Raw genomic sequence first — 21,606 nt, 5'->3', positions numbered from 1 at the left:
GCTCGTCGCCTACTTTTGCAATTTTAGCCCAGTCAGTTGCAGGGCCTTGGTGCATATTTATAACAAAATCAAGCGTTAGCGCCCCTGTTTGTGCATCTACATGCCTTATTGTATATGACCGTATACAGGCTGTTTTTAAGTTAAAATCTACTTCACCATTTTTTGGGAACAGTACTTTTACATAGTTACCAATGTACTGTGAGGTTAAGTCTTTAAAATCATCAGAGCCTACAACAATACGCTGTAGGTGGGGTGTGATTTGCTGTGTACTTAATACGTTGGCTTTGCGAACTTGTTTACTCATGTATTACCTCGTTTTACAAAACTTAGACTTTAATACCACCTGCATAAATCTTTGATCAATTTAACGAATTAAATTGCACTATAACGTTGTTAAAAATTTTTATTTAGAACAACTAGATACAAAAGTTTTAGCCTAGTTCTAGCGTAATTTAATTCGTTAAATAGACCCCATATATAAGCAGATTGGTATAATAATTGGCTGCTATAAAAAGCAGGTATTGCACAACGCCCCATTGGTTGATAAAATCAACTATAGCAAATTAATTGACTTTGTCAACTATATTGAGAATTCTATGAATACACCTTTATCAAATACGCTGTTTGAACTAATGCAAAATTACCGTGTCACAATTCGTGAAGCAATTAACGCAGGCGAACTTGGTATTAATGCTATGCACGTACGCTGCATACATATTATCGCGAACGTAAATAACTGTACGGCTAACGATATAGTTACTAAAACACAGCGCGACAAAGCGCAAATAGCACGTTTAATTAAAGATCTTATTGGCTTAAATTTAATTAATAAACAGGCGAGTGAGCACGATAAACGCTGCTTTATTTTGTCGCTCACAGAGCAAGGTAAAGTTCTTTTTGATAAGTTATTAGCCTCAGAGCAGAAAATAAATAATCAAATGTGTAAAAACTTAAACCCTCAACAAATCAAAGACTTTTTAGATACCGCACAACAAATGATCAAAAACATGGATTGATCAGCCATACATTTCTTGGCATAACTTACACAAAACGCATATACTGTACACTTATACAGTATATGCGTTTTAGGTTGTGTTATGTTTGTTATTCCCATTTATATAGAAGCAGGCGTGTGTGGTTTTGAATCCCCCGCAGCGCAGTACACCGAGCTAGGTGTAACCCTTGATGAGCTTTTAATAAAGCATCCAGATGCTACATTTATTGGTATTGCATCGGGTAACTCTATGCAAGAAGTCGGAATTTTTGAAGGTGACTTATTAGTTATCGACCGTGCAGAGCCTGCAGAAAATGGTGACGTTATTGTTGCTAACTTAAATGGTCTTTTTGTATGCAAACTACTTGATAAAACCAATGGACGGCTGCTTTCTGCTTCTTCTTTACATAAGCCTGTACAACTAACCTCTGCAGACGAGTTTCAGCTCGAAGGCGTAGTAACGCTATCAATAAGAATGCACAGGCAAAGCCCAGAGTTACTAAAATGTATGCCTTAGTTGATGCTGTGTCATTTTATGCCAGTGCCGAAAAAGTATTCGACCCTGCTATTCGCTCCAAACCTGTGGTTGTACTTACCAATAACGATGGCTGTGTATGCGCTATTTGCCCTATTGCTCGGCACTTAAATATTCCTAAATTTGGCCCATACTTTAAAGTTAAGCATTTACTTGAGCAGAACAACGTTATTATTCGCTCTAGCAATTACGAGCTTTATGCTGATTTAAGCGACAAGATGATGAATACCATTGGCCGCTTTTGCGATACACAACACATATACAGTATTGATGAATCGTTTTTGCACTTTAATGGCTACACATCATTAATTAAAGACTGGCACGAATACGGCCATACAATAAGGCGAACAGTATGGCGCGAAACAAAGCTTCCTGTAGGTGTAGGTTTTGGCCCGACTCCTACTTTAGCAAAAGCCGCTAACCATGCCGCTAAAAAGCTCAGTGGTTTTAATGGTGTAGCTGTAATAAATAGCGAGCAAACTCGCCAAGCTATTTTACAAAGAATGAGCTGCGAAGATGTGTGGGGAATAGGCCGGCGACTAGCTAAAAAGCTTAAAATAATGAATATACACACCGCTTGGGATCTTGCTCAGCAAAACCCTAAAGCAATGCGCCGTGCATTTAGTGTGGTTGTTGAACGTACAGTAAGCGAACTTAACGGGATAACATGTTTAAACTGGGATGATGTACGACAAGACAAGCGGGAGATTTATTCGACCCGTAGTTTTGGAGAGCGCATATGCGAGCCAACAGCACTTAAAACAGCGCTAATTAACCATGTAACCACAGTGGCTAATAAACTAAGAGCGCAACGCTCGCTTACTCACCAGCTTTATATTTTTGCAGCCAGTGGTGCGCACGAAAACAGATATTATAAAAAGTCGTTTGTGTATAAGTTCCCCTCACCCACTAACGACACCTGCGTGATGGCTAATGCTGTATCTGAGGTATTTAATAATATTTACCAACCGGGGATCCGATTTTATAAGTGTGGTGTGGGCGCGGTAGAGCTAATATCAGAACAGTTTCAGCAAAATGACTTATTTAATAAGAGCCCTGATAATCCAAAGCTTATGCAATGCCTAGATACAATTAACAATCGATACGGAAAAGGGATGCTCAGCCTTGCAAGCAGTAAATTAAATGACCGATGGCACATGAACCGTGATTTTTTATCGCCGCAGTACACTACGCGTTGGCGCGATATCCCTAAAATATACTGCGAATGATTTACTACTTACTAGATGCTTTATTTGCTCTCGTCTGCTTTTTTAAATGTGCACTCTACACTAGGTTCGCTTAATGTGTATTTTAGTGTGTTATCAGCTAAGAATTTGATACTTTGACTGATTGTTTTTTCGTTTGCAGGGTTTTCACAACGGCTCATTCTTAAACCGTTTTCAAGGCCATCACTTTTATATTTAAGCGTACTGGTTATAAAACAAAAGTTTGGTTTTTTAATAGTGCGAGTACCATTGTGGAGCGATCCAAATACAATTTGTTCTCCAAGTTTAAAACCTGCACTTAAATCACTTTCGTCTGTCAAACTCAAATCGCTATTAACGCATAACCCTGAATTGGTCGACACAACTTCGTATGCCCCCAATTTTGACTTTAAAAACGGTATAAATCGTGTTTTATTACTCGGCTCAGAAAAAGCATTTGCACTTGTAAAAGCGACAGTTAATAAAGCGAGTGTTAAATATTTCATTTCGTGGGTGTATCCTCGTGAGTCAGCGTGTTAAATAATAGCAAAATGCCTAATCACTTAGCTTTTATAACTTTTAACAACTATAACAGAGATTTACTATAAAAGGAGAGAAGTCGTATTACAGGAGCGAGCGCGTGAGTAGGACGCGGAAGCTTTGCTCGGTTTTTACTTATTCTTACATGGATGTAAGCCATTAGAATAACCCAGGAGCAGTTGTCGAGCCCACTAGTTTACAAATTTCGCGCCGCGATTAAATCCTTCTTGGATTGAACAAATTCAACCACCAAAGGTAAACATGCCCTAGATACTCATTACGAACCATTTTGTTGTTAAGCACTTTATTTAATACGTACTTAAACAACAAAACGATTTATACCAATGCGCTTAATTGTAAGGGTAAATTGAACTCATTAGATTGTTTAACTAGTTATACGAATTGGTATTTATTTTATTGCCAGTACTTTGCAAATAATAAAGGGTAGCTTTGCTTTAAAAACTTAGGTTTGTCTTTAAAACGTTTACCTTTGGGTTCATCACTGCCAGATGGGATAAACGGCAATTCGTCTTCGTTACGTTCTTCAAATAATAAACCGGCTATTAAGTCGTACTCATCAATGTACGGATAAGGCTGCTCGTTTAAGTAATAAACAGGTGTACACTGCGCTATAGAATCAGCATTTTCTAAGGCGTTTTCGAATACTGTTTTACCGCGCGAAATTAACCAACATCTAAATTCGCTAAAGCCGTAATCGTCGTTACATCCGGCCATCACAAAGGCGGCACCAAACAAATCCCAGGTAAAACACTTGCGCATATGTATGCCAAAATGCTTATCAAAATCAATAAGGTGCTGATCGCTTAAATCATTAAGTTTAGTTTTTAGGTTATCGCTCACACTTTGCGGATCGAGCCCTAAATCAGGCGTTGTTACTAATTCCCAAAAAGCCTGTTCTGTTAACGCTGCCATTATAAAATCTCTTTTACTCGGCCAACTTGACCATCTTCTAAACGTACTTTAATGCCGTGTGGGTGATTTGGTGATTTTGTTAAAAGGCGCTCAACAACACCCTCAGTTAATGTGCCGCTGCGTTGATCTTCTTTTAATACAATATTTACTGTGGTACCTGGTGATATTTGCGAACGCGTAGGAACAGCCATAATTTAAACCCTAAAAATAATTTATCTAATTATAACGTCCATGTGCTATCAAACCAACAAAAGCTCTGTTAATTGGCGGAAAATGAAATATGTGCTGGTTTTGCGTTCAACTTAATACTCGTAAGCTCTTTGAGTATTATATTTGTTAATTCGTTAAGTTGCGGTTTTGCACTTTCAAGGGCTATATCATCATTAAAATAGCACTGTACTTTTAACGTATTGGCCTCGTTATTTAAATCAATGGTATGCGTTAGATAATCAAAACCAATTACGCTTTCTTTTATTGCCTCGCATGCATTAGTAAGTGCTAGTCGAATGTGCTTATCGCGCTGCTTTTGAGTTTTAGTCATAAATATAAAGGTTACTTATTTAGTCTGGGCTTGTTGCTGTTTTTTAAACTCTTCGTAGTTAGAGTCTTGTTTATCTAGGCATTCGTAATATTCTTTGTCGGCTTTATAGTTACACTCATCGAGGCGCGCCGATTGAACTTCATGAAAACGCGCGTCAGAGCTACAACCAGCTAAAACACATAATCCAACAATAAGTAATGCGCTACTTTTTAGTTTATTGATAAACATTAAATTTCCTTACACTTTCTATATCGAAAAAGCGTTAAATTATTACAATATTATTGTATATTAGCGCCATAAAATCTTAATCTCCAAAGGATCTATTTCTATGATGTCGCAGTTACAAAAGTTGTTTCAGCGTATAGACAAAAGCAAGATATTTCAATCATTTGTTATAGCTGTAATTATTGTTTCTGCCCTGACAGTCGGTGCGCACACTTACTCACTACATCCTACCGTAGAGCTTGCTCTAAATTGGATGGACGTTGGCATTACCGCATTCTTTTTAATTGAGCTAGTAATCCGCTTTATTGCAAGTAAAGGCATAAAACACTTTTTTTCTAAAGGATGGAATATATTCGACACCATCATAGTATTGGGCAGTTTATATCCTGCTGCTGGTTCTACTATGTTAATTGCTCGTTTACTGCGCATATTTAGAGTACTGCGATTGGTATCGATGATCCCAGAGCTGCGCTTATTGGTTAACTCATTGCTTAAAGCCATTCCGCAAATGGGTTATATAGCCCTATTAATGTTTGTTATTTTTTATATATACGCTGCAATGGGCAGCATGATGTTTGCGGAAATAAACCCCGTACTTTGGCAAGACGTCTCAATCTCAATGCTTACCTTGTTTAGGGTGGCGACGTTTGAAGATTGGACCGACATAATGTACGAAACAATGGCGGTGTACGAATTAAGCTGGATTTATTACCTTACGTTTATATTTTTAACCGCATTTGTATTTTTAAATATGATGGTAGGTGCCATTTTAGAAGTTATGAGTGAGGAGCACCGCAAAGCGCGAGAAGAGCTCGCAGACGACAGCTCATTACCTGCAACGCAAGGGCAAGTAAACGAACTACAATCCCAAATTGCTGAGCTTAAAGAGCTATTGAGTAACCGCAAAAACTAATCTGATAAGAGTACTAAAGCACCCACTTAAAGTTTAAAAAGTGGGTGCAATTTAAAGATCTAATTGAAATAGAATTACCAAAGAGCTTTAATTTTCCTCGTTATCAGGTTTTTCATCCGTATCTTCAAAAGAAATAACGTTATCTACTTTCATTTTAAACGCATCAAAAAATGCGTTTTCTAATACCGAAATCACAGCTTGAAAAGTCGAAACATCCGTATTATCTAGTTGTCCCTCTATAGGAATACGTGCAGCAACAAGTTTTGACTCATCGTTTTCGAGTATAGAGCCCAGTAAATCAACACTGCCTTCAAATATGGCCGTAAATATGCCGTCGTCATCTTTTTCTATATCTTCGCGCCACGAGAACACACTCAAGTTTTGAACGCCCGCTTTTACATAACCATTTAAGTTATTGTCTTTAGCTACAAGTTCCATAGCGCCATCAATGCCACCCGCTTCAATATCAAAAGGCGTGTATACCTTAAATACAGTATCGAGGTTTTTAACAGAGAAACGCTGTACCTCTGCGTTAAAATCAAAATTGGCTTGTTTGCTAAAGGGATCTAATTTGCCATCAAGCTTTAATCCGGCCTCCCCCATTAATGCACCTTCTACGCTTAGAGTAGTCACTAGTGTTTTTGATAGGTTTTGCGCGTTGGTTATATTTTCAATTCGAGCGTTAATATTTGATATAAAAGTGGGTTTTTCACCACTATTAGTTGAGTTAACTAAAGTTAATTTGCCTTGCTCAATTGTTAAGGTATCAATAGAGAACAGTACTAAATTATTGGCGAGCCCTACCCAGGTAGTTTCGTCTTTTACTTGTTTATTTTGCTCAGAGGCATTGGGGTCTTTATCGTAAATAACTATTTCAGGACGCGTAAAGGCCATGTTTGTTACTAAATTGCCCTTTAAAAGGGCTGACCACGCAAGTGAAAAATCGAGAGTTTGAATACTCAGTAAAGGCTTAGGGGCTGAAGTTGCATCAACAGCGTAAATTTCAACGTCGTCAATTGCGTAGGCACCGCGATATAAAAACAAATCTACATCACCAATATGTCCCGTAACACCTTGCGTATGCTTTAACTGATAATTTACGTAATACTGAACGACATAAGGCGCGGCTATTCGCGTTAGTATAAGCAATACAATCAGCGCTATTACACCTTTAAAATATTTGGCGTGAAATGTTGTAGATGAAAAATGCATTCTAATTTCCTTTGCTAAAAACGAGGGCCTATTGACCTTTAAGGATTAAAATCTGTTCTATGTAGGGCAACGTATGTTTGGCATTTATGCTGCGTTATCGCCTACTTATGAAGAACAACCACACAACATAGACTCAACCTTGCCTAAAAACCAAACGTACGGCTGCACATTTAACCTCAAAGATAAACAGGCTCTAATTAGTTAAACTTTTTAATTAAGTACATAAATAAACGTGTAAAAATTACTAATATTTGTAACTTAAGTACCTGTTAGGTATAAAATTACAAATAGAGCAAAGCCATATAAGCTTAAAACTCTAAACTACAGTCACTACAGCAAGGGATATACCACTATTCAAATACACCGCTTAATGAAATGATTGCCATGCTTATCTATTTATAGTTTTGCCAACTAATAACCTGCATTGATTCGAATAAACCGCTTTCATCTACTAAAGTAAAATTAACGCAAACAAGAATAAAAATACATGAACCCTGTTTTTTATATATTAGTTACCCTCTTTTTAACCAGTGTTATTTGGTCTGTCATATTTTTAATGTCGTGGTTTACGTTAGGTAAAAAGCAATATGCCATGCTTTGGACAATCGCATTCGCACTCTCTGCATGCCAATGGGCAACAATATTAGCAGAACCATTATTTGACTCTCACACACTATATTGGATGTTAGGAAGCAGCTTCTCAGTAGGCTCTGTGCTACTTGGTACATGGGGGCATTGCATTAGGGTAAATTCGAGTATAAAAATTCGCTATTTAATCATCTCGGCAATAGTAACTCTTGCTGCTGTTTATTATTTTACAGCCATAAATATGCATGTTGGCTTATTTATGTCGTTGTATGTGTATTACGATGTGATCTTACTGATACTAAGTGCGGTTATTATTTTCAGGCATAAGCAAAAATCACTCCCTGCTGAAATAGGCGCTAGTATTACTTATTCGCTATGTGGATTACTTTTATTTGTTGCAGCAAGCATAGCATTACTGCAAGGCAGCCAAGTGAATGAAGAATATATAGCGCTATATACATTAATTAATTTTATGACTGTCCCTGCTGCTCATGTCGGCATGGCCGTATTTATGATATTCATAATGGCGTCTGATTTAGCCGAAAAAATGAACCATCTTGCAATGACTGATGTACTTACGGGCTGCTTAAATAGGCGTGGGTTTTATAATAAAAGCCAAGAGCAACTAAAAGATAAACTTAATAATTATAAGTACGTAAGCTTAATTTATTGGGATATAGATAAATTTAAAAAAATAAACGATGAGTTTGGACATGCAGGAGGTGGTGTGGTGTTAGTAGAAGCGGCGAAAATAATGCAAGACTGCATAAATCCAGATGATTTGTTTGGCCGAATTGGTGGCGAAGAATTTACCTTATTAATAGCACGTAACGACGAGCCTACAGCTAAAGCATTCCCCGAAAAACTAAGAAACGCACTCGCCAGTAGTCCGATTCATTTTAATGATAAAGTAATTAATGTTACGGCAAGTTTTGGCGTAATAAATATTAAATGCAATAAAACCGCAATTGAAAGCGCAATAAATGAGGCAGATAAAGCACTCTATCATGCTAAAAATGGAGGGCGTAATCAGGTAGTTCATATAAGCGAATTAAGTCAATAAAAGTTCATTATAACTAAGGCCTACCTATCTTTTTAGGTTGAATTTTCGGCAGAATCTTTAGGCAAATAGCATTAAAAAAACGAGGCGGATTGCTCCGTTTTAAGTTATTTTCATATGAATGTAAGCTAATAGAATAACACAAAAGAAGTTACCGCTCGCAGCGAGCCAGAAGCACACGGCACGCTTAAATCGAACCTAGATAAAACAAACTTTGTGCCTGAAAAGTCAGCGCTCTAACTAATAAGTTTAAGCGCATCGGCAAATCTAACTGGTTTACTGAATATAAAACCTTGATACTTATCAATTTGTAAGCTTTGTAATAACGTTAACTGAGCTGTATTTTCTACGCCTTCAGCTATTACCTGGCATCCAATCATATGCGACATGTTAGTTACCGCAGATACAATACTTTTATCTTTTGAGCATTCACAAATGTTATCAATATAAGATTTGTCTATTTTAATGTAATCAACTGACAGCTCTTTTAAAACCGATATAGAAGAAAACCCAGTACCAAAATCATCAATAGAGATACGCACACCGGTATTTTTTATGGCCGTAATCACTTTTGACAAATACGGTAAATTTTTGATCATGACTGTTTCTGTTATCTCTAAATGCACATTGTATGGTTTAACAGCATATCTATTTAGAAGAGCAACTAAAAAATCTAAAAAATTATGGTTTTCTAGTTGCAACACCGACACATTAATCGACAATCCAATCTTACTATTCACAGCGTTTAACTTACTTAAACTCGCGATAGCTTGTTCTAGTACAAATTCACCTAATATATTAATTTTTCCATATCGCTCTGCAATATCTATAAATTCTGAAGGGGGAATAAATTCATCATTAAACTGCCAACGAAGTAGTACTTCAAACGTGGTTATTTCATTTGTACTTATATCAACAATAGGTTGATAACACAGATGAAAGTCACCTTTTTCTACGCACTCTTTAATTGAGCTACGAAGTACTTCTTCTCTTTTAAGCGATTCATGCATTCGCTCGTCAAATACTGATATTTCATTACGGCTTTTCTTACCTTCATACATAGCAACATCAGCGTATTTAATCGCGTCTTCAAGATTAAAGTTTTCACGCGTAAAATACAGCCCAACCTTAAAAGAAGGGTTTACTTGATAGCTATCCATACTCACTGTTTTCGTTAAAGTTTTAACTAATCTAAAAACACAGTCAAAAAGTTCGTCTTCGGTGTTACTACGAGAATAAAAAATAAACTCATCCCCTCCCCAACGACAAGCAATAAAATCGCCCTGAGTTTGTGTTTCAACTAATCGTTTACCTGTTTGGGCCAGCACAAAGTCACCAAAATCGTGACCGTATTTATCGTTGATGATTTTAAAGTCATCCATATCTAAAAATAAAACGGCTTTAATATCATCATTTTGATTGGCTAAATCAAGTTCGACATTAGAAACAAAGCTCCCTCTATTAAACAATTTAGTTAAATTATCTTTTTGCTCTAAAAGGATTATTTGTTCGGTACGAAGTTGCACTTCGTTTTCTAAGTTTTCAATAAATTGATCTAACTTAAGTTCATTATTAATTGATGACTTTACATCTTTGGCAGAACGTACAGCGGTAACAAAACACAAAATAAACCATAAAACGAGCCCTAAAATACCTAGTACATTCTCATCTTCAATAGGCTGTAAAAGTAATAAAATACTAAAAGGGACCAGTAAACAGGTTATATACGACAAGGAGGAACGAATATCAGAAGCTAAAACGTTTACACCGCCACCAGCAAGGGAGCTAAAAACAACGAGTGATACAAACTTCTCCTGCATTTGCATATTTTCATAAAACAAAATGGGGAAAGCGGCCCATGTTAAAGCCGTTAATAATAAACCTATAAAATACAGATGATATTTAAAAGCATGGGTGTTATTAACAAATACATGACTGGCTATTCGAAGTAATGAAATAAATGATAACGTAAAAAGCCAGTAAAGTTTTTCTTGCGAGGCGCTGTGGTTAATACTGCTAAAAATAAGAAAACAAGAAACAACCGTGTTTATAGCAATTGCAGAACTAAAATAGGAGCTAACAAATGCTAATCGCTTATTGGCAAAGTTATTTGTATGAGAGGTCATTAATGTTACTTGAATAGGCTGTTGCACAATGTAAACAGTTTACTTAAGTTCAATAATAAACAAAAGTGAACATTCATAAAAAAGTATTGTTTTAGCCTCTTAAGCGGTTTTATAAGCCATTAAACTAAAAAGGGCTGGCAAATTGCCAACCCCTTTTGTTAATACTGATTATATATTATACCAATTCGCTTAATTAAGTGATCTATTTTGAGGGAAGAAAATCGTGTCGATAACAAGGCAAAAATTTCGTTATTTAGTTGTTCTATATCAGAAATATTTAACGTAGTTAGCGTCAGATTTAACCCCTCAAATTAATTAAGTATTATTGCGAATTGGTATTACTCACCATCAACAATTATGCGTAGCATACGACGAAGTGGCTCTGCCGCGCCCCATAAAAGCTGATCGCCTACTGTAAATGCGCTGATGTATTTTGGCCCCATCGCTAATTTACGAATACGGCCAACAGGAATGCTTAAAGTGCCTGTTACTTTAACGGGTGTTAAATCTGTTGCGCTAATTTCACGCTCGTTAGGAATAACCTTAACCCACTCGTTATGAGACGCTAAAATTTCTTCAATTTTTTCTACGCTAATATCTTCACGTAATTTAATGGTCATCGCTTGTGAATGACAACGCATAGCGCCAATACGTACACATAAACCGTCAATAGGCACTGGTTGCTTTGAAGAACCTAAAATTTTGTTCGCTTCAACTTGCGCTTTCCATTCTTCTTTAGACTGACCGCTTGGCATAGGTACGTCAATCCACGGGATTAAACTGCCCGCTAATGGCACACCAAATTGGTCTTGTGGTAAGTCTTTTGACGCCATTGTTTCACTTACTATTTTATCAATTTCTAAAATAGCAGAGCTTGGGTTATCTAGTTTATCTGCAACACTTGCATGAATAGCGCCCATTTGTGCAATAAGCTCTTTCATATTTCGTGCACCAGCGCCCGACGCCGCTTGGTAAGTCATTGGGCTTACCCATTCAATTAGGTCTTGCTCAAATAAACCACCTAATGCAAGTAGCATCAGCGATACAGTACAGTTACCGCCCACAAAGGTTTTAACGCCTTGCTCTAAGCCTTGTTCAATAACATCTTTGTTTACGGGATCAAGCACTATAATGCTGTCCTCACTCATACGCAGCGCTGAAGCTGCATCAATCCAGTAACCATCCCAACCCGACTCTCGAAGTTTTGGATATACCGCATTGGTGTAGTCACCGCCTTGGCAAGTAACAATAATATCCATTTTAGCAAGTTCGCTAATGTCACTTGCATCTAGTAATGGTTTTGCGTCGCCTGCTATATCTGGGCCTAGTTTCCCCGCTTGTGAGGTGGTGAAAAAGGTGGTGTCGATATGGGCAAAATCACTTTGCTGCTGCATACGTTCTAATAACACAGAGCCAACCATGCCACGCCAACCGACTAATCCTACTTTTTTCATTGTTTGTTCCACTGTTTGATTCATAAAAGATGCCTTAATACATTAAAAATTAAATTCATTGCGTGAGATTTAATTTTCATTAACGCTAAACTAACACTGGCTGAAAGCTAAAACTAGCGAATAAAACAGAACTTAAATATTTTTCATACTGAGCATAAACGCAAAAAAGCTCTGTATTAAAAATACAGAGCTAATAGATAGTGAAGTTTATTCTTTCATTCCTTGAGTTTTATTTTAAATAAAGCTTAAAACTCATAGCTATAACTTAAACTAAACTCAGTGCCGGTGTCTTGTCCCCAAAGGGTAAGACCTTCTTGTTCAATTTCTTTTTCTTGGCCAAGCATATTCTTAACCTTAAAATTAACTTTAGAGTTAAAGCTAGGGAAGTAAGAATAAACTAAATCAACTGAGTGAAACGACTTTTCTTCGGCATCTTCATTACCACGTGTACCAGGTACAATTATACGAGGACCAAACACATTATAAATTAATGAAGTTGAATGAAATCCATCATCCGAGTCATAGCCCATTTGTAAGTTTGCAACCCACTCAGAATGACCAACTAAACGACGCTCATTGTTAGTTACAATATTCGATACCGTATCGGCCTCAAGGGCTTCTTTGAGCTGTGTTTCAAACAGTGAGTCAACACCGTCTGAATCATTAATCCCCAAATTAACACTTGAGTCAGATAGCGTAACGTTGCCTGACAAGAATGCTGAGGACCAATCTTTATTTATAAAGCCAAAGTCAGTTAAAAAATCAACTTCAATACCCGACAATTTACCCGACTGAGCATTAGCTGTTAATAACTGTGGAGATGCTCCCCCTACGCCCGCAAGCTCAACCATTTCAATTGGGTTTTCAATGTCTTTATAAAACAATGCAACAGAAAGGTTATTACCTGATGGCATATACCATTCAAACCTAAAATCAACATTTTTTAAATTAGAACTTTGTAAACTAGGAGATCCTCTCACCAAAAACTCAGTTAACGGGTCAACAAAGAAAGACGAGCTTACATCACGTAGATCTGGGCGAATGGTTGTTTCACTTAAATTTAAGCGAAATTGCATCTCTTCATCCATGATGTACGTAACAGCTAAAGAAGGAAAAAAGTTATCTTCATTAATAGCTACATCTTGGATTTCTTGTAGCGTATTTTCAAAGAAATTAGTATGCGCTTCATAACCGACTGATACTTGCGAAAAATCTTCCCATCGAACGCCACCAGTAAAACGCCAAGTGTTTTGATAGAAGTAATCCGCCATAAAATAATAAGCATCTAATTTATGCGCTGCACTGTACTTATCACCATCAGTGGTGCCGTCATCAAAAATACCTGAGCCAGTTACACTTGCATAAAAAGCGTCATTCGCCGTGTTTTCATCCGCAAAAATATCGCTTACGTTAGAACCGAACGAGTACTCATCGCTTATACCACGGTGCGTAATGCCAAACTTCACATTACTTGCATCACGTTTTTTCTCTGAAAAATCGCCGCCTATTTTTAACTCAAGCTCATAGCCGTCACCATAAAAAGGCATACCCATATTCCAACCAAATGTTTCAACATCGTCGTGTAATACTTGATACTCACGGGTGATATTTGTTGCAGCTACATCTTGTAATTGTTCAGATTCAAGCACGCCATCAACTAAGTTTTGCTGATAAACAACATCTAAACCACCTGGTGCATTACGGTTTGCTCGACTTAAACCGCCATACCAATCAAAAAATAAATTATTTAGCTCTGGAAAGTTGTGCGTCCCCTTAAGCTGAGTCGAAAACATTTCGCGCTCTTCGTACGTAATATCTACTCGGCGTAATTCGGTGACACCTTCTTCGGTTTCATTTGCATCAAAGTAATCGCGGTTACGTACGCGGTCACTCATGTCATGAAGTGCAATATTAGTAAGCTCAAACTTATGGTTTGAATTTAACTCATATCCTAAATTTAATGTGCCGCTCCAACGTACATTTTGCTCAGTCGATGTACCATCGTAATACTGGGCAAAACATTTGTCTTCACAGCCTAAGCTACCAAGGCTTGAGCCGCTTTGCTCTTGAACTACTTCCCACTCGTTATCGTAAGATACGGCTGCAAGCACACCAAAAGTACCGACCTCACTTTCAAATCTATCACCTAAGGCAATAGAGAAGTTCATAGCAGGGTCAACATCCTTTTCTGAAATACCTACATCCCAATCAAGCGATTGAATCAGGTTTTTACGCTCAGCTAACGTAGTGTTTATATTGCCCTCAAGACCAGCATCACTGGTAAGCGCAGTAGTAAACACATCCGATAATGCTCGCGAACCATCATCTCGACCCATCCAGTCATCATCACCGCCACTGTAAAAGTAACCGGTATCGCTATTAGAAGTATTGTACGATGTACCCACTTGTACTTTTAATAAAAAGTCAGAAGGAATTGATTTAGTGCGAATATTTACATTACCACCACCAAAATGAGCTGGCATATCCGGTGAAAATGACTTCTGTACACTCAAGCTTTCAATAATTTCAGATGGAAATAAATCCAAAGGAACCACTGAGCGAGTAGGATCAGGACTTGGTACATACATGCTATTTAGCTGAGTACTAGAATAGCGTTCACCTAAACCACGCACATAAATAAATTTGCCATCGACTAACGTTAAACCAGTAACACGGCGAAGTGCAGAGGCAGCATCGCCATCACCAGTACGTGATATTTGGTCTGCACCCATAATATCAGCAACAAACGCTTGGTTTTGACGTTCTTGCAGTACAGCACCCGCACTGCCCTTTAATCGTTGCCCTACAGCAACAACTTCTTCTATTTCTTGCTCTTCTACTTGCTGCTCAGCAGCCGTGGCTGTATTTACTGATAAACCAAGTAACGCAGCCATTACAGCGTAGTTTAACTTTGATAAAGCAAGTGTAGAGGGTTTAAAAGATTTCATTTTTATACTCCGAAACAAAACAAGACATTAGCCGAGCTTTCGCTCGGCTATAATGTGGTTTGGGTTAAAGGCCTACTTTTACCCAACCTGCTGTCCAGTCTGTTTGTGCATCCATCGCACCAATGTAATCTACAGAATCAAAGTAACTATCTAAGCTTGATGAATCAAAGCCATTACCAAGTAATAACGACTCAGCAGTTGGCATATAGCCATTATCTGCAAGCCCAAGGTCAGCGGCTACTTGAACTGAATTGCCTGTTTGTCCTAAGAACCAAGATTCAACATTACCTGTACCAATTGCTTGCGTACCAAAGTTGTTAGCGGTTTCACACGCAACAATTGAGTGAGTAACAGTTAATGTACCGTCCTCTGCTCGCGGCGCTGAATCAGAGCCTACTCGTAAACAATTTGAATAATCTGCCCCGCCTGTCACAACTACGTTTTTAAGCATACCCGCAGTACCTGCACGTAAGCGGATACCATTTACACCCACATTACCAATAATTGTTACATTAGAGATAGTTGGCATTGTTAGTGGCGTTGCACTTGAATCAAACTCAGAGTTATCAGCTTCAATTGCATTGTCGCCCTCAGAGTCTGATTGTTTAATCAGTACATATTGCGCTTTACCCGTCCAACCGAATGACCAATCAAGTGAATCATCACCTATGCTTGTTAAAACAAGGTGACTAATATTTGCAGTACCACCAAAAAATTCAACACCATCGTCTAGATTTTCATGAACGTGAATGTAATCTAGTTCAGTCTGACGACCAACACCCGCAAGTGTAATACCGTTAAGTTCATCGCCATTACCGAGCGTTTTACCCGCTTGTTTAACTGCAACATACTTTAGCGTACCTGAATTATCCTCAGGGTCATTACCACCGAACTGGCCTGCGTCACCTTCAGCAGACACGCCACAGTTTGCAAGTTCATCTGCGGTAGCTTCGCCTTCTTGGTCGCCACATGAGTTAGCAGGTGCATTACCCAATAATACTAAACCGCCCCATTGACCAATCGTAGTTTCGCCGCCCGTCATATCTTGGATTGACGTCATAGTAATTGGTTGATTTACACTGCCTACCGCTTCAATTTTAGAACCACGGCGAACAACTAAGAAGTCATCACCCGACTCACCAATTAACGTTGTACCAAACTGAACATAAAGTGTTGTGTTGTCAGCGCGGTCATTACCAACGGCTGTACGTCCTTTTAAAATCCAATGCGCATCGTTAGTCAGTGTTACATCAGATGTAAATACAACATCAGAGGTTAATTGATATACAGGTTTATCTGTAATTGTAGGGAAGCTAGCAGAAACATCAGTTGCAAGTCCTTGTGCTAATGCATTAGCAATATCGTCAGGAAAGCTTGGTGTAATAGCAACTGTCCAACCATCCATCCAATTATTATCGCCATCGAATGCGCCGATGTAATCTGTTTTGGTAAAGAACGAGTCAAGCTCTGATGAATCCCCACCAGCACCTAATAAAGGTGAACCCGATTTTGGTGTAAAGCCGTCTGTCGCTAAATTAAGTGCTGAAGCCGTAAGCGTTAAGTTGCCCGTTTGACCTTCAAACCAAGACTGCACATTACCACTACCAATTGCTTGTGAACCAAAGTTATTATCTTCACTACATGCAACTGCTGAATTTTCGATAGACAACTCACCCGATTCTGCATTAGCAGCAGAGTCTGAGCCTACACGTAAACAGTTTGAGTAACCTTCAGGGCCCGTTATAACAACATTTCGTAGCACACCTGCAGTACCTGCACGTAAACGAACACCGTTAGTACCATCAGCACCAACAATTGTTACGTTAGAAATAAGCGGTTTAGTCAATGGTGTCGCATTTGAATCGAATTCTGAGTTATCAGCTTCTATTGCGTTATCACCCTCAACTGAACTTTGTTGAATATAGATATTTTGTGCACGACCCGACCAACCAAATGACCAATCGAATGCATCGTCGCCAATATCAGTTAGTACAATGTTACGAACATTAACTGTGCCACCAAAAAACTCAACACCATCATCTAGGTTTTGGTGAATTTGAATGTATTCAACTTTCGTTTGTGAACCAACACCTGCAAATGAGATACCGTTAAGTTCATCGCCATTACCCAGCGTTTTACCTGCATGTTTAACAACAATATAACGAAGAATACCTGAGTTATCATCGCTAATATCACCACCAAACTGACCAGCGTCACCTTCGGCTGATACACCACAGTTAGCTAATTCTTCAGCTGTCGTTTCACCGGTTTGATCGCCACACGAGTTAGCAGGTGCATTACCTAATAATACTAAGCCGCCCCATTGACCAATCGTTGTTTCAGCACCTGTTACATCTTGAATAGATGTCATAGTGATTGGCGCAGTTGCATTACCATTGGCATTAATTTGTGAACCACGACGTACAACTAAAAAGTCATCACCTGTTTCACCAATTAGCGTTGTACCCGCTTGAACATATAATATAGTTGCATCTGCACGGTCATTACCAACTGCAGTACGACCATTTAAAATCCAATGTGCATCGTTAGTAAGCGTTACATCTGCTGTGAACGTTGTATCTTCAGTTAAACGGTATACTGGTTTATCTGTAATTGATGGAAATTCACTAGAAACATCTGATGCTAAGCCTTGTGCAAGCGCGTTATCAATATCAGTAGGGAAGCCGCCATTAATACCGACAGTCCAACCTTCCATCCAGTTAGTTGATCCATCAAAAGCACCAATTTGACCATTTGCGATAAGCGGTGAACCAGCAAGTGGCGTGTAACCGTCATCAGCAAGCATAAGCTCTGCCGGCGTAAGTACTTGGTTACCATCTTGTCCTTCAAACCAAGATTGTACATCGCCACCGTTAATTACTTCACTACCAAAATTATTTGCCGTTGTTTGACACGCCACAATAGAGTTTACAATCGTTAGTGTGCCATCTTCAGCGCGAGGAACTGAATCAGACCCTACACGTAAACAGTTTTCGTAAGTAGCAGGACCCGTTACAAATACATTTTTAAGAGCGCCCGCAGTACCAGCGCGTAGACGAATACCATTATTACCTTCTGCACCGACGATTGTTACGTTAGAAATAGTAGGCAGTGTTAATGGCGTGGCGCTTGAATCAAACTCAGAGTTATCCGCTTCAATAGCGTTATCGCCTACGTTAGCGGCTTGTTGAATGTAAACATTAGTAGCCGAACCCGTCCAACCAAAAGACCAATCTAGTGAATCATCACCAATGTTAGTCAGCACTACATTACTTACATTAACCGTACCACCAAAAAACTCGATACCGTCATCCAGGTTTTCATGAACCTGGATATAATCAACTGTAGTTGCAGAGCCAACACCGGCAAATGTAATACCATTTAACTCATCACCATTACCAAGCGTTTTACCTGCTTGCTTAACAAGTACATATTTTAGAGTACCTGAATTATCATCACTGATATTTCCACCGAACTGACCTGCATCACCTTCAGCTGACACACCACAGTTAGCAAGTTCGTCTGCTGTTGCTTCACCTTGTTGGTCTCCACATGAATTTGCAGGTGCATTACCAAGTAATACCAAACCACCCCATTGGCCAATTGCTGTCTCGCTACCCGTAACATCTTGAATTGATGTCATCGTAATTGGCTGGCTTGCAGTGCCTACTGATTCAATTTGTGAACCTCGACGCACAACTAAAAAGTCATCACCTGACTCACCAATAATCGTTGTACCTTGCTGAATATAAAGCGTTGTACTATCTGCGCGGTCATTACCCACAGCAGTACGACCACTCACAATCCAATGTGCATCATTAGTTAATGAAACATCAGCAATCAATGTTGTATCAGCACTTAAGCGATACACTGGTTTATCTGTTATTGCTGGAAATTCACTTGAGACATCCGTTGCTAAGCCTTGAGCAAGTGCATTGTCGATATCAGCAGGAAAACCCGTAGTTCCATTTTGAGAATCATCACGCGATGATGTTTCATCTACTGTATCACTGCCACCTTCAACAACATTAGTAACTGTGTCGCCTTCATTTATTGTTGTGTCGCCTTCAGATACAACTAAGTCACCACCACAACCCGCTAATGATATTGCAGTTGCAATCAAACTAACTTTAAATAAGTCAGATAATTTCATTGTTCACTCCGTTAAAGTATTTAATTATTTTGTTAAGTGCTTTAAATAAACTCAAGTCACCTTAAAACATTAAGTAATGCTTTAAGGTCACTTGAGTTATCAGCAGCGCCTACCTTACGGTAGCTATATGACATTACAGTTACACTTTAATAAACATAAGATGACAAAGTTATTTACATAAAATTCAAGTAGTTAATTTATTAAAAACATAAAAAAACCACACTAAAAATAGTGTGGTTTGGATTTGCGATCATGAAATTATATTTAAACGTTATTACTAAAGCTTAAAGCAGTGCCGTTCTTAATGTTTCTGCATGCACTTTCTCGCGCTTTACATATTTAATCCATTGTTGTGCTAAACGCTGCGATTTTTTATGTTTTTCTGCCTGTTCAAACGCTAAAATTGATGCATCAAAATTTTGTAAGTTGTACTGAGCCATACCCAAGGCAACAAATGCATTTGATTCAAAATCAAGTGAGCCTTTATCGAGCGCTTTACGCGCTGCATCGGCCGCTTCCTCGTATTGCTCAGTGTTAACGTAAACTTCAGCTAAGCGTTGGTCATACTTACCACTGGATGATAAATCAGCTGCTTTTACAAAGTATTCTATTGATTTTTCGTCTTCTTTTGCTTGGATCATCGCCTCAGCTATAAAGGCATAGTTTTTAGCGTTCTGCTCTGCGACACCTTCTTTAATCGCTTTACTCATTACAACGCCTGCTTTGTAAGCCAAACCGTTATATAAATACACTTGCGCTAATTGGCGTAGATCAGATTTAGACGTTAAAAAACCTTGCTGGTAAGCTGCTTCAATAATGGCTAGCTGCTTTTTTTCTTGCCCAGTTTCGCCATACATACCCGATAACTGTACCCAGTACTCAGGTTTGTTATAAAGCTTAACCATACGCTCAAGTACTTCAACTACTTTGTCAGCTTGATTAAGCGAGTAATACATTGCACGCTGAAGTACTAACCAGTTTTCCTTAGGAATTTTACCTTCGCTATCACTTAAGGAGATAACTTGGGAGATATACTCAAGCCCTTTTTTATAATCCTTTAACTGATAGTATGTTTGAGCCCTTAACAAGTAATAGCCTTCTGTTTTAGGCTTAGTGTTAATACTGTCCCAGTCATCTAAAAATGCGATAACTTTAGTGTAATCACTATTAGCCATAGCTAGTTGCGCCAAACTAAACGTGGTGCTTAAACGAAGCGACTCGGGAATGGCCTCCTCTGCTACGACTTTTTCAAACGAAGCTATCGCTTTGGGTAAATCGTTTTCGTTGTAATAAATAAATCCATAAAAATTATGCATCATTGCAACTTCGTACGAATTCATGCTCGAGGCTCGTTCTTTAATGCTATCGAGCGCTTCAAGTCCGCCTTTTACATCGCCATCATCAGCAAGCTTTTGGGCACGAGCCAGTTGACTATAAACCTTTTCACGTAGCGCTGGGACACGTTTTGTTTTTTGCTCTTGCTCTGCATATGCTGTAGCTACATTTAACCCTGGTATTAGGCTTAGGGCACTTGGTGCAACAATACTTGTACTTATTGCAGCAGTACAAAATAGTGTTAATTTTAAAAATTTAGCTGTAGGTAGTAATTTCATAATCGCCTCGCATTTCTGTCCGTTTACTCGTGGTTAATTACTAAATTAACCGCTAATTTGGAAAGATATTTTGTTCTGAACACCCGCAACTTCAACGGCTTCACCATTTACTACGCGCGGTTTATATTTAAATTTAAGGGCTGCATCCATCGCCGCTCTATCAAAGAGAGACTCAGGCTCTGCTTTAATTACTTGTGGGTCTCGCACCGTACCTTGCTTAGTTACTGTAAATTCAACAATAACGTAGCCTTCAATGCCACGTGATAATGCGCGACGAGGATAAACAGGCGCCACTTTAACAATAGGTAAATACTCACCATCACTTGTTTCAAGCGCTAAACCACCGGCTAAATTTACATCTGCATCCACATTAGCGCCAAAGTCGAAGTTATTAGCGTTCGCAGTCGCGTCGCTATTTTGCATTTGCGGCGATTCCATTGGCGGAGGTGGCTCTTTAGGCGTTGGTGGTTTTTGTGGTTTGCGTTCTTTTTTTTGCACGCTTTCTTCTTTTTTAAGCCTTACAAAATCAAGAACATTACCCTTGGCGGGTTCACTCATTACACCTT

General features: G+C 38.6%; 19 protein-coding genes. 6 read left to right on the top strand and 13 right to left on the bottom strand.

Translation table 11 applies throughout. From position 1 onward, the window contains the following. On the bottom strand, positions 1 to 304 hold a 304-nt coding region (locus CXF89_RS11760), incomplete at its 3' end, for a siderophore-interacting protein (protein ID WP_145990815.1). 292 nt (positions 305 to 596) lie between these two features. Here CXF89_RS11760 and CXF89_RS11755 point away from each other — a divergent pair. The 3 genes from CXF89_RS11755 (at position 597) to CXF89_RS11745 (ending at position 2,758) form a co-directional block, all read left to right on the top strand. After that, positions 597 to 1,016: a MarR family winged helix-turn-helix transcriptional regulator gene (locus CXF89_RS11755; protein WP_007583213.1), complete on the top strand. Its 420-nt coding sequence runs from the start codon at positions 597 to 599 to the stop codon at positions 1,014 to 1,016. Positions 1,017 to 1,097: 81 nt separating this feature from the next. Further along, positions 1,098 to 1,511, top strand: a complete 414-nt coding sequence (locus tag CXF89_RS11750; RefSeq protein ID WP_076924667.1) for a S24 family peptidase — start codon at positions 1,098 to 1,100, stop codon at positions 1,509 to 1,511. Continuing rightward, positions 1,499 to 2,758, top strand: a complete 1,260-nt coding sequence (locus CXF89_RS11745) for a Y-family DNA polymerase (RefSeq protein ID WP_121954679.1) — start codon at positions 1,499 to 1,501, stop codon at positions 2,756 to 2,758. The genes CXF89_RS11750 and CXF89_RS11745 overlap by 13 nt, the downstream gene beginning before the upstream one ends. A 20-nt stretch (positions 2,759 to 2,778) precedes the next feature. On the opposite strand, the gene CXF89_RS11740 is transcribed toward CXF89_RS11745, so the two are convergent. The 5 genes from CXF89_RS11740 to CXF89_RS11720 all read right to left on the bottom strand — a co-directional run bounded on the left by CXF89_RS11740 (position 2,779) and on the right by CXF89_RS11720 (position 4,976). Then, positions 2,779 to 3,240: a hypothetical protein gene (locus CXF89_RS11740; RefSeq protein ID WP_010552920.1), complete on the bottom strand. Its 462-nt coding sequence runs from the start codon at positions 3,238 to 3,240 to the stop codon at positions 2,779 to 2,781. A gap of 448 nt (positions 3,241 to 3,688) precedes the next feature. Beyond that, a complete protein-coding gene (locus tag CXF89_RS11735; protein WP_007583221.1) occupies positions 3,689 to 4,207 on the bottom strand; it encodes a DUF4240 domain-containing protein in 519 nt (172 codons plus the stop codon). Then, on the bottom strand, positions 4,207 to 4,398 hold the full coding sequence (locus CXF89_RS11730) for a YwbE family protein (RefSeq protein ID WP_007583223.1): 192 nt from the start codon (positions 4,396 to 4,398) through the stop codon (positions 4,207 to 4,209). Before CXF89_RS11730 ends, CXF89_RS11735 begins: the two co-directional genes overlap by 1 nt. Before the next feature lie 68 nt (positions 4,399 to 4,466). After that, positions 4,467 to 4,748 carry a hypothetical protein gene (locus CXF89_RS11725; RefSeq protein WP_007583225.1) on the bottom strand — a complete coding sequence of 94 codons (282 nt, stop codon included), beginning with the start codon at positions 4,746 to 4,748 and terminating at the stop codon, positions 4,467 to 4,469. A gap of 15 nt (positions 4,749 to 4,763) precedes the next feature. After that, the gene (locus tag CXF89_RS11720; RefSeq protein ID WP_121954678.1) at positions 4,764 to 4,976 is read right to left on the bottom strand and encodes a hypothetical protein; all 213 of its coding nucleotides are present in this window, start codon (positions 4,974 to 4,976) and stop codon (positions 4,764 to 4,766) included. 100 nt (positions 4,977 to 5,076) lie between these two features. On the opposite strand from CXF89_RS11720, the gene CXF89_RS11715 reads away from it, so the two are divergent. Next, complete coding sequence (locus CXF89_RS11715; protein ID WP_007583228.1) at positions 5,077 to 5,886, top strand: ion transporter; 810 nt, start codon at positions 5,077 to 5,079, stop codon at positions 5,884 to 5,886. 87 nt (positions 5,887 to 5,973) lie between these two features. On the opposite strand, the gene CXF89_RS11710 is transcribed toward CXF89_RS11715, so the two are convergent. Continuing rightward, positions 5,974 to 7,098, bottom strand: a complete 1,125-nt coding sequence (locus tag CXF89_RS11710) for a DUF748 domain-containing protein (RefSeq protein ID WP_121954677.1) — start codon at positions 7,096 to 7,098, stop codon at positions 5,974 to 5,976. A 73-nt stretch (positions 7,099 to 7,171) separates the two neighbouring features. On the opposite strand from CXF89_RS11710, the gene CXF89_RS21405 reads away from it, so the two are divergent. Beyond that, positions 7,172 to 7,303, top strand: a complete 132-nt coding sequence (locus CXF89_RS21405) for a hypothetical protein (protein ID WP_257983208.1) — start codon at positions 7,172 to 7,174, stop codon at positions 7,301 to 7,303. Positions 7,304 to 7,585: 282 nt separating this feature from the next. Further along, entirely contained in the window at positions 7,586 to 8,749 is a 1,164-nt protein-coding gene (locus tag CXF89_RS11705; protein WP_121954676.1) for a GGDEF domain-containing protein, read from the top strand. Positions 8,750 to 8,982: 233 nt separating this feature from the next. Here the strand turns inward: CXF89_RS11705 and CXF89_RS11700 are convergent, their stop codons facing one another. From CXF89_RS11700 to CXF89_RS11675, 6 genes are all read right to left on the bottom strand, one after another. Further along, entirely contained in the window at positions 8,983 to 10,872 is a 1,890-nt protein-coding gene (locus tag CXF89_RS11700; protein WP_257983207.1) for a putative bifunctional diguanylate cyclase/phosphodiesterase, read from the bottom strand. A gap of 338 nt (positions 10,873 to 11,210) precedes the next feature. Beyond that, complete coding sequence (gene asd, locus CXF89_RS11695) at positions 11,211 to 12,350, bottom strand: aspartate-semialdehyde dehydrogenase (protein ID WP_121954674.1); 1,140 nt, start codon at positions 12,348 to 12,350, stop codon at positions 11,211 to 11,213. 221 nt (positions 12,351 to 12,571) lie between these two features. After that, entirely contained in the window at positions 12,572 to 15,274 is a 2,703-nt protein-coding gene (locus CXF89_RS11690) for a TonB-dependent receptor domain-containing protein (RefSeq protein ID WP_121954673.1), read from the bottom strand. A gap of 64 nt (positions 15,275 to 15,338) precedes the next feature. Next, entirely contained in the window at positions 15,339 to 19,427 is a 4,089-nt protein-coding gene (locus CXF89_RS11685) for a hypothetical protein (protein WP_121954672.1), read from the bottom strand. Positions 19,428 to 19,711: 284 nt separating this feature from the next. Then, positions 19,712 to 21,040, bottom strand: a complete 1,329-nt coding sequence (locus CXF89_RS11680) for a tetratricopeptide repeat protein (protein WP_121954671.1) — start codon at positions 21,038 to 21,040, stop codon at positions 19,712 to 19,714. A gap of 45 nt (positions 21,041 to 21,085) precedes the next feature. Continuing rightward, on the bottom strand, positions 21,086 to 21,606 hold a 521-nt coding region (locus CXF89_RS11675), incomplete at its 5' end, for an energy transducer TonB (RefSeq protein WP_145990814.1).

The organism is Pseudoalteromonas sp. MelDa3 (genome assembly GCF_002863625.1).
Lineage (GTDB): Bacteria > Pseudomonadota > Gammaproteobacteria > Enterobacterales > Alteromonadaceae > Pseudoalteromonas > Pseudoalteromonas arctica.
Note: the sequence above shows the minus strand (reverse complement) of the source record. Positions and strands in the feature narration are given on the sequence as shown.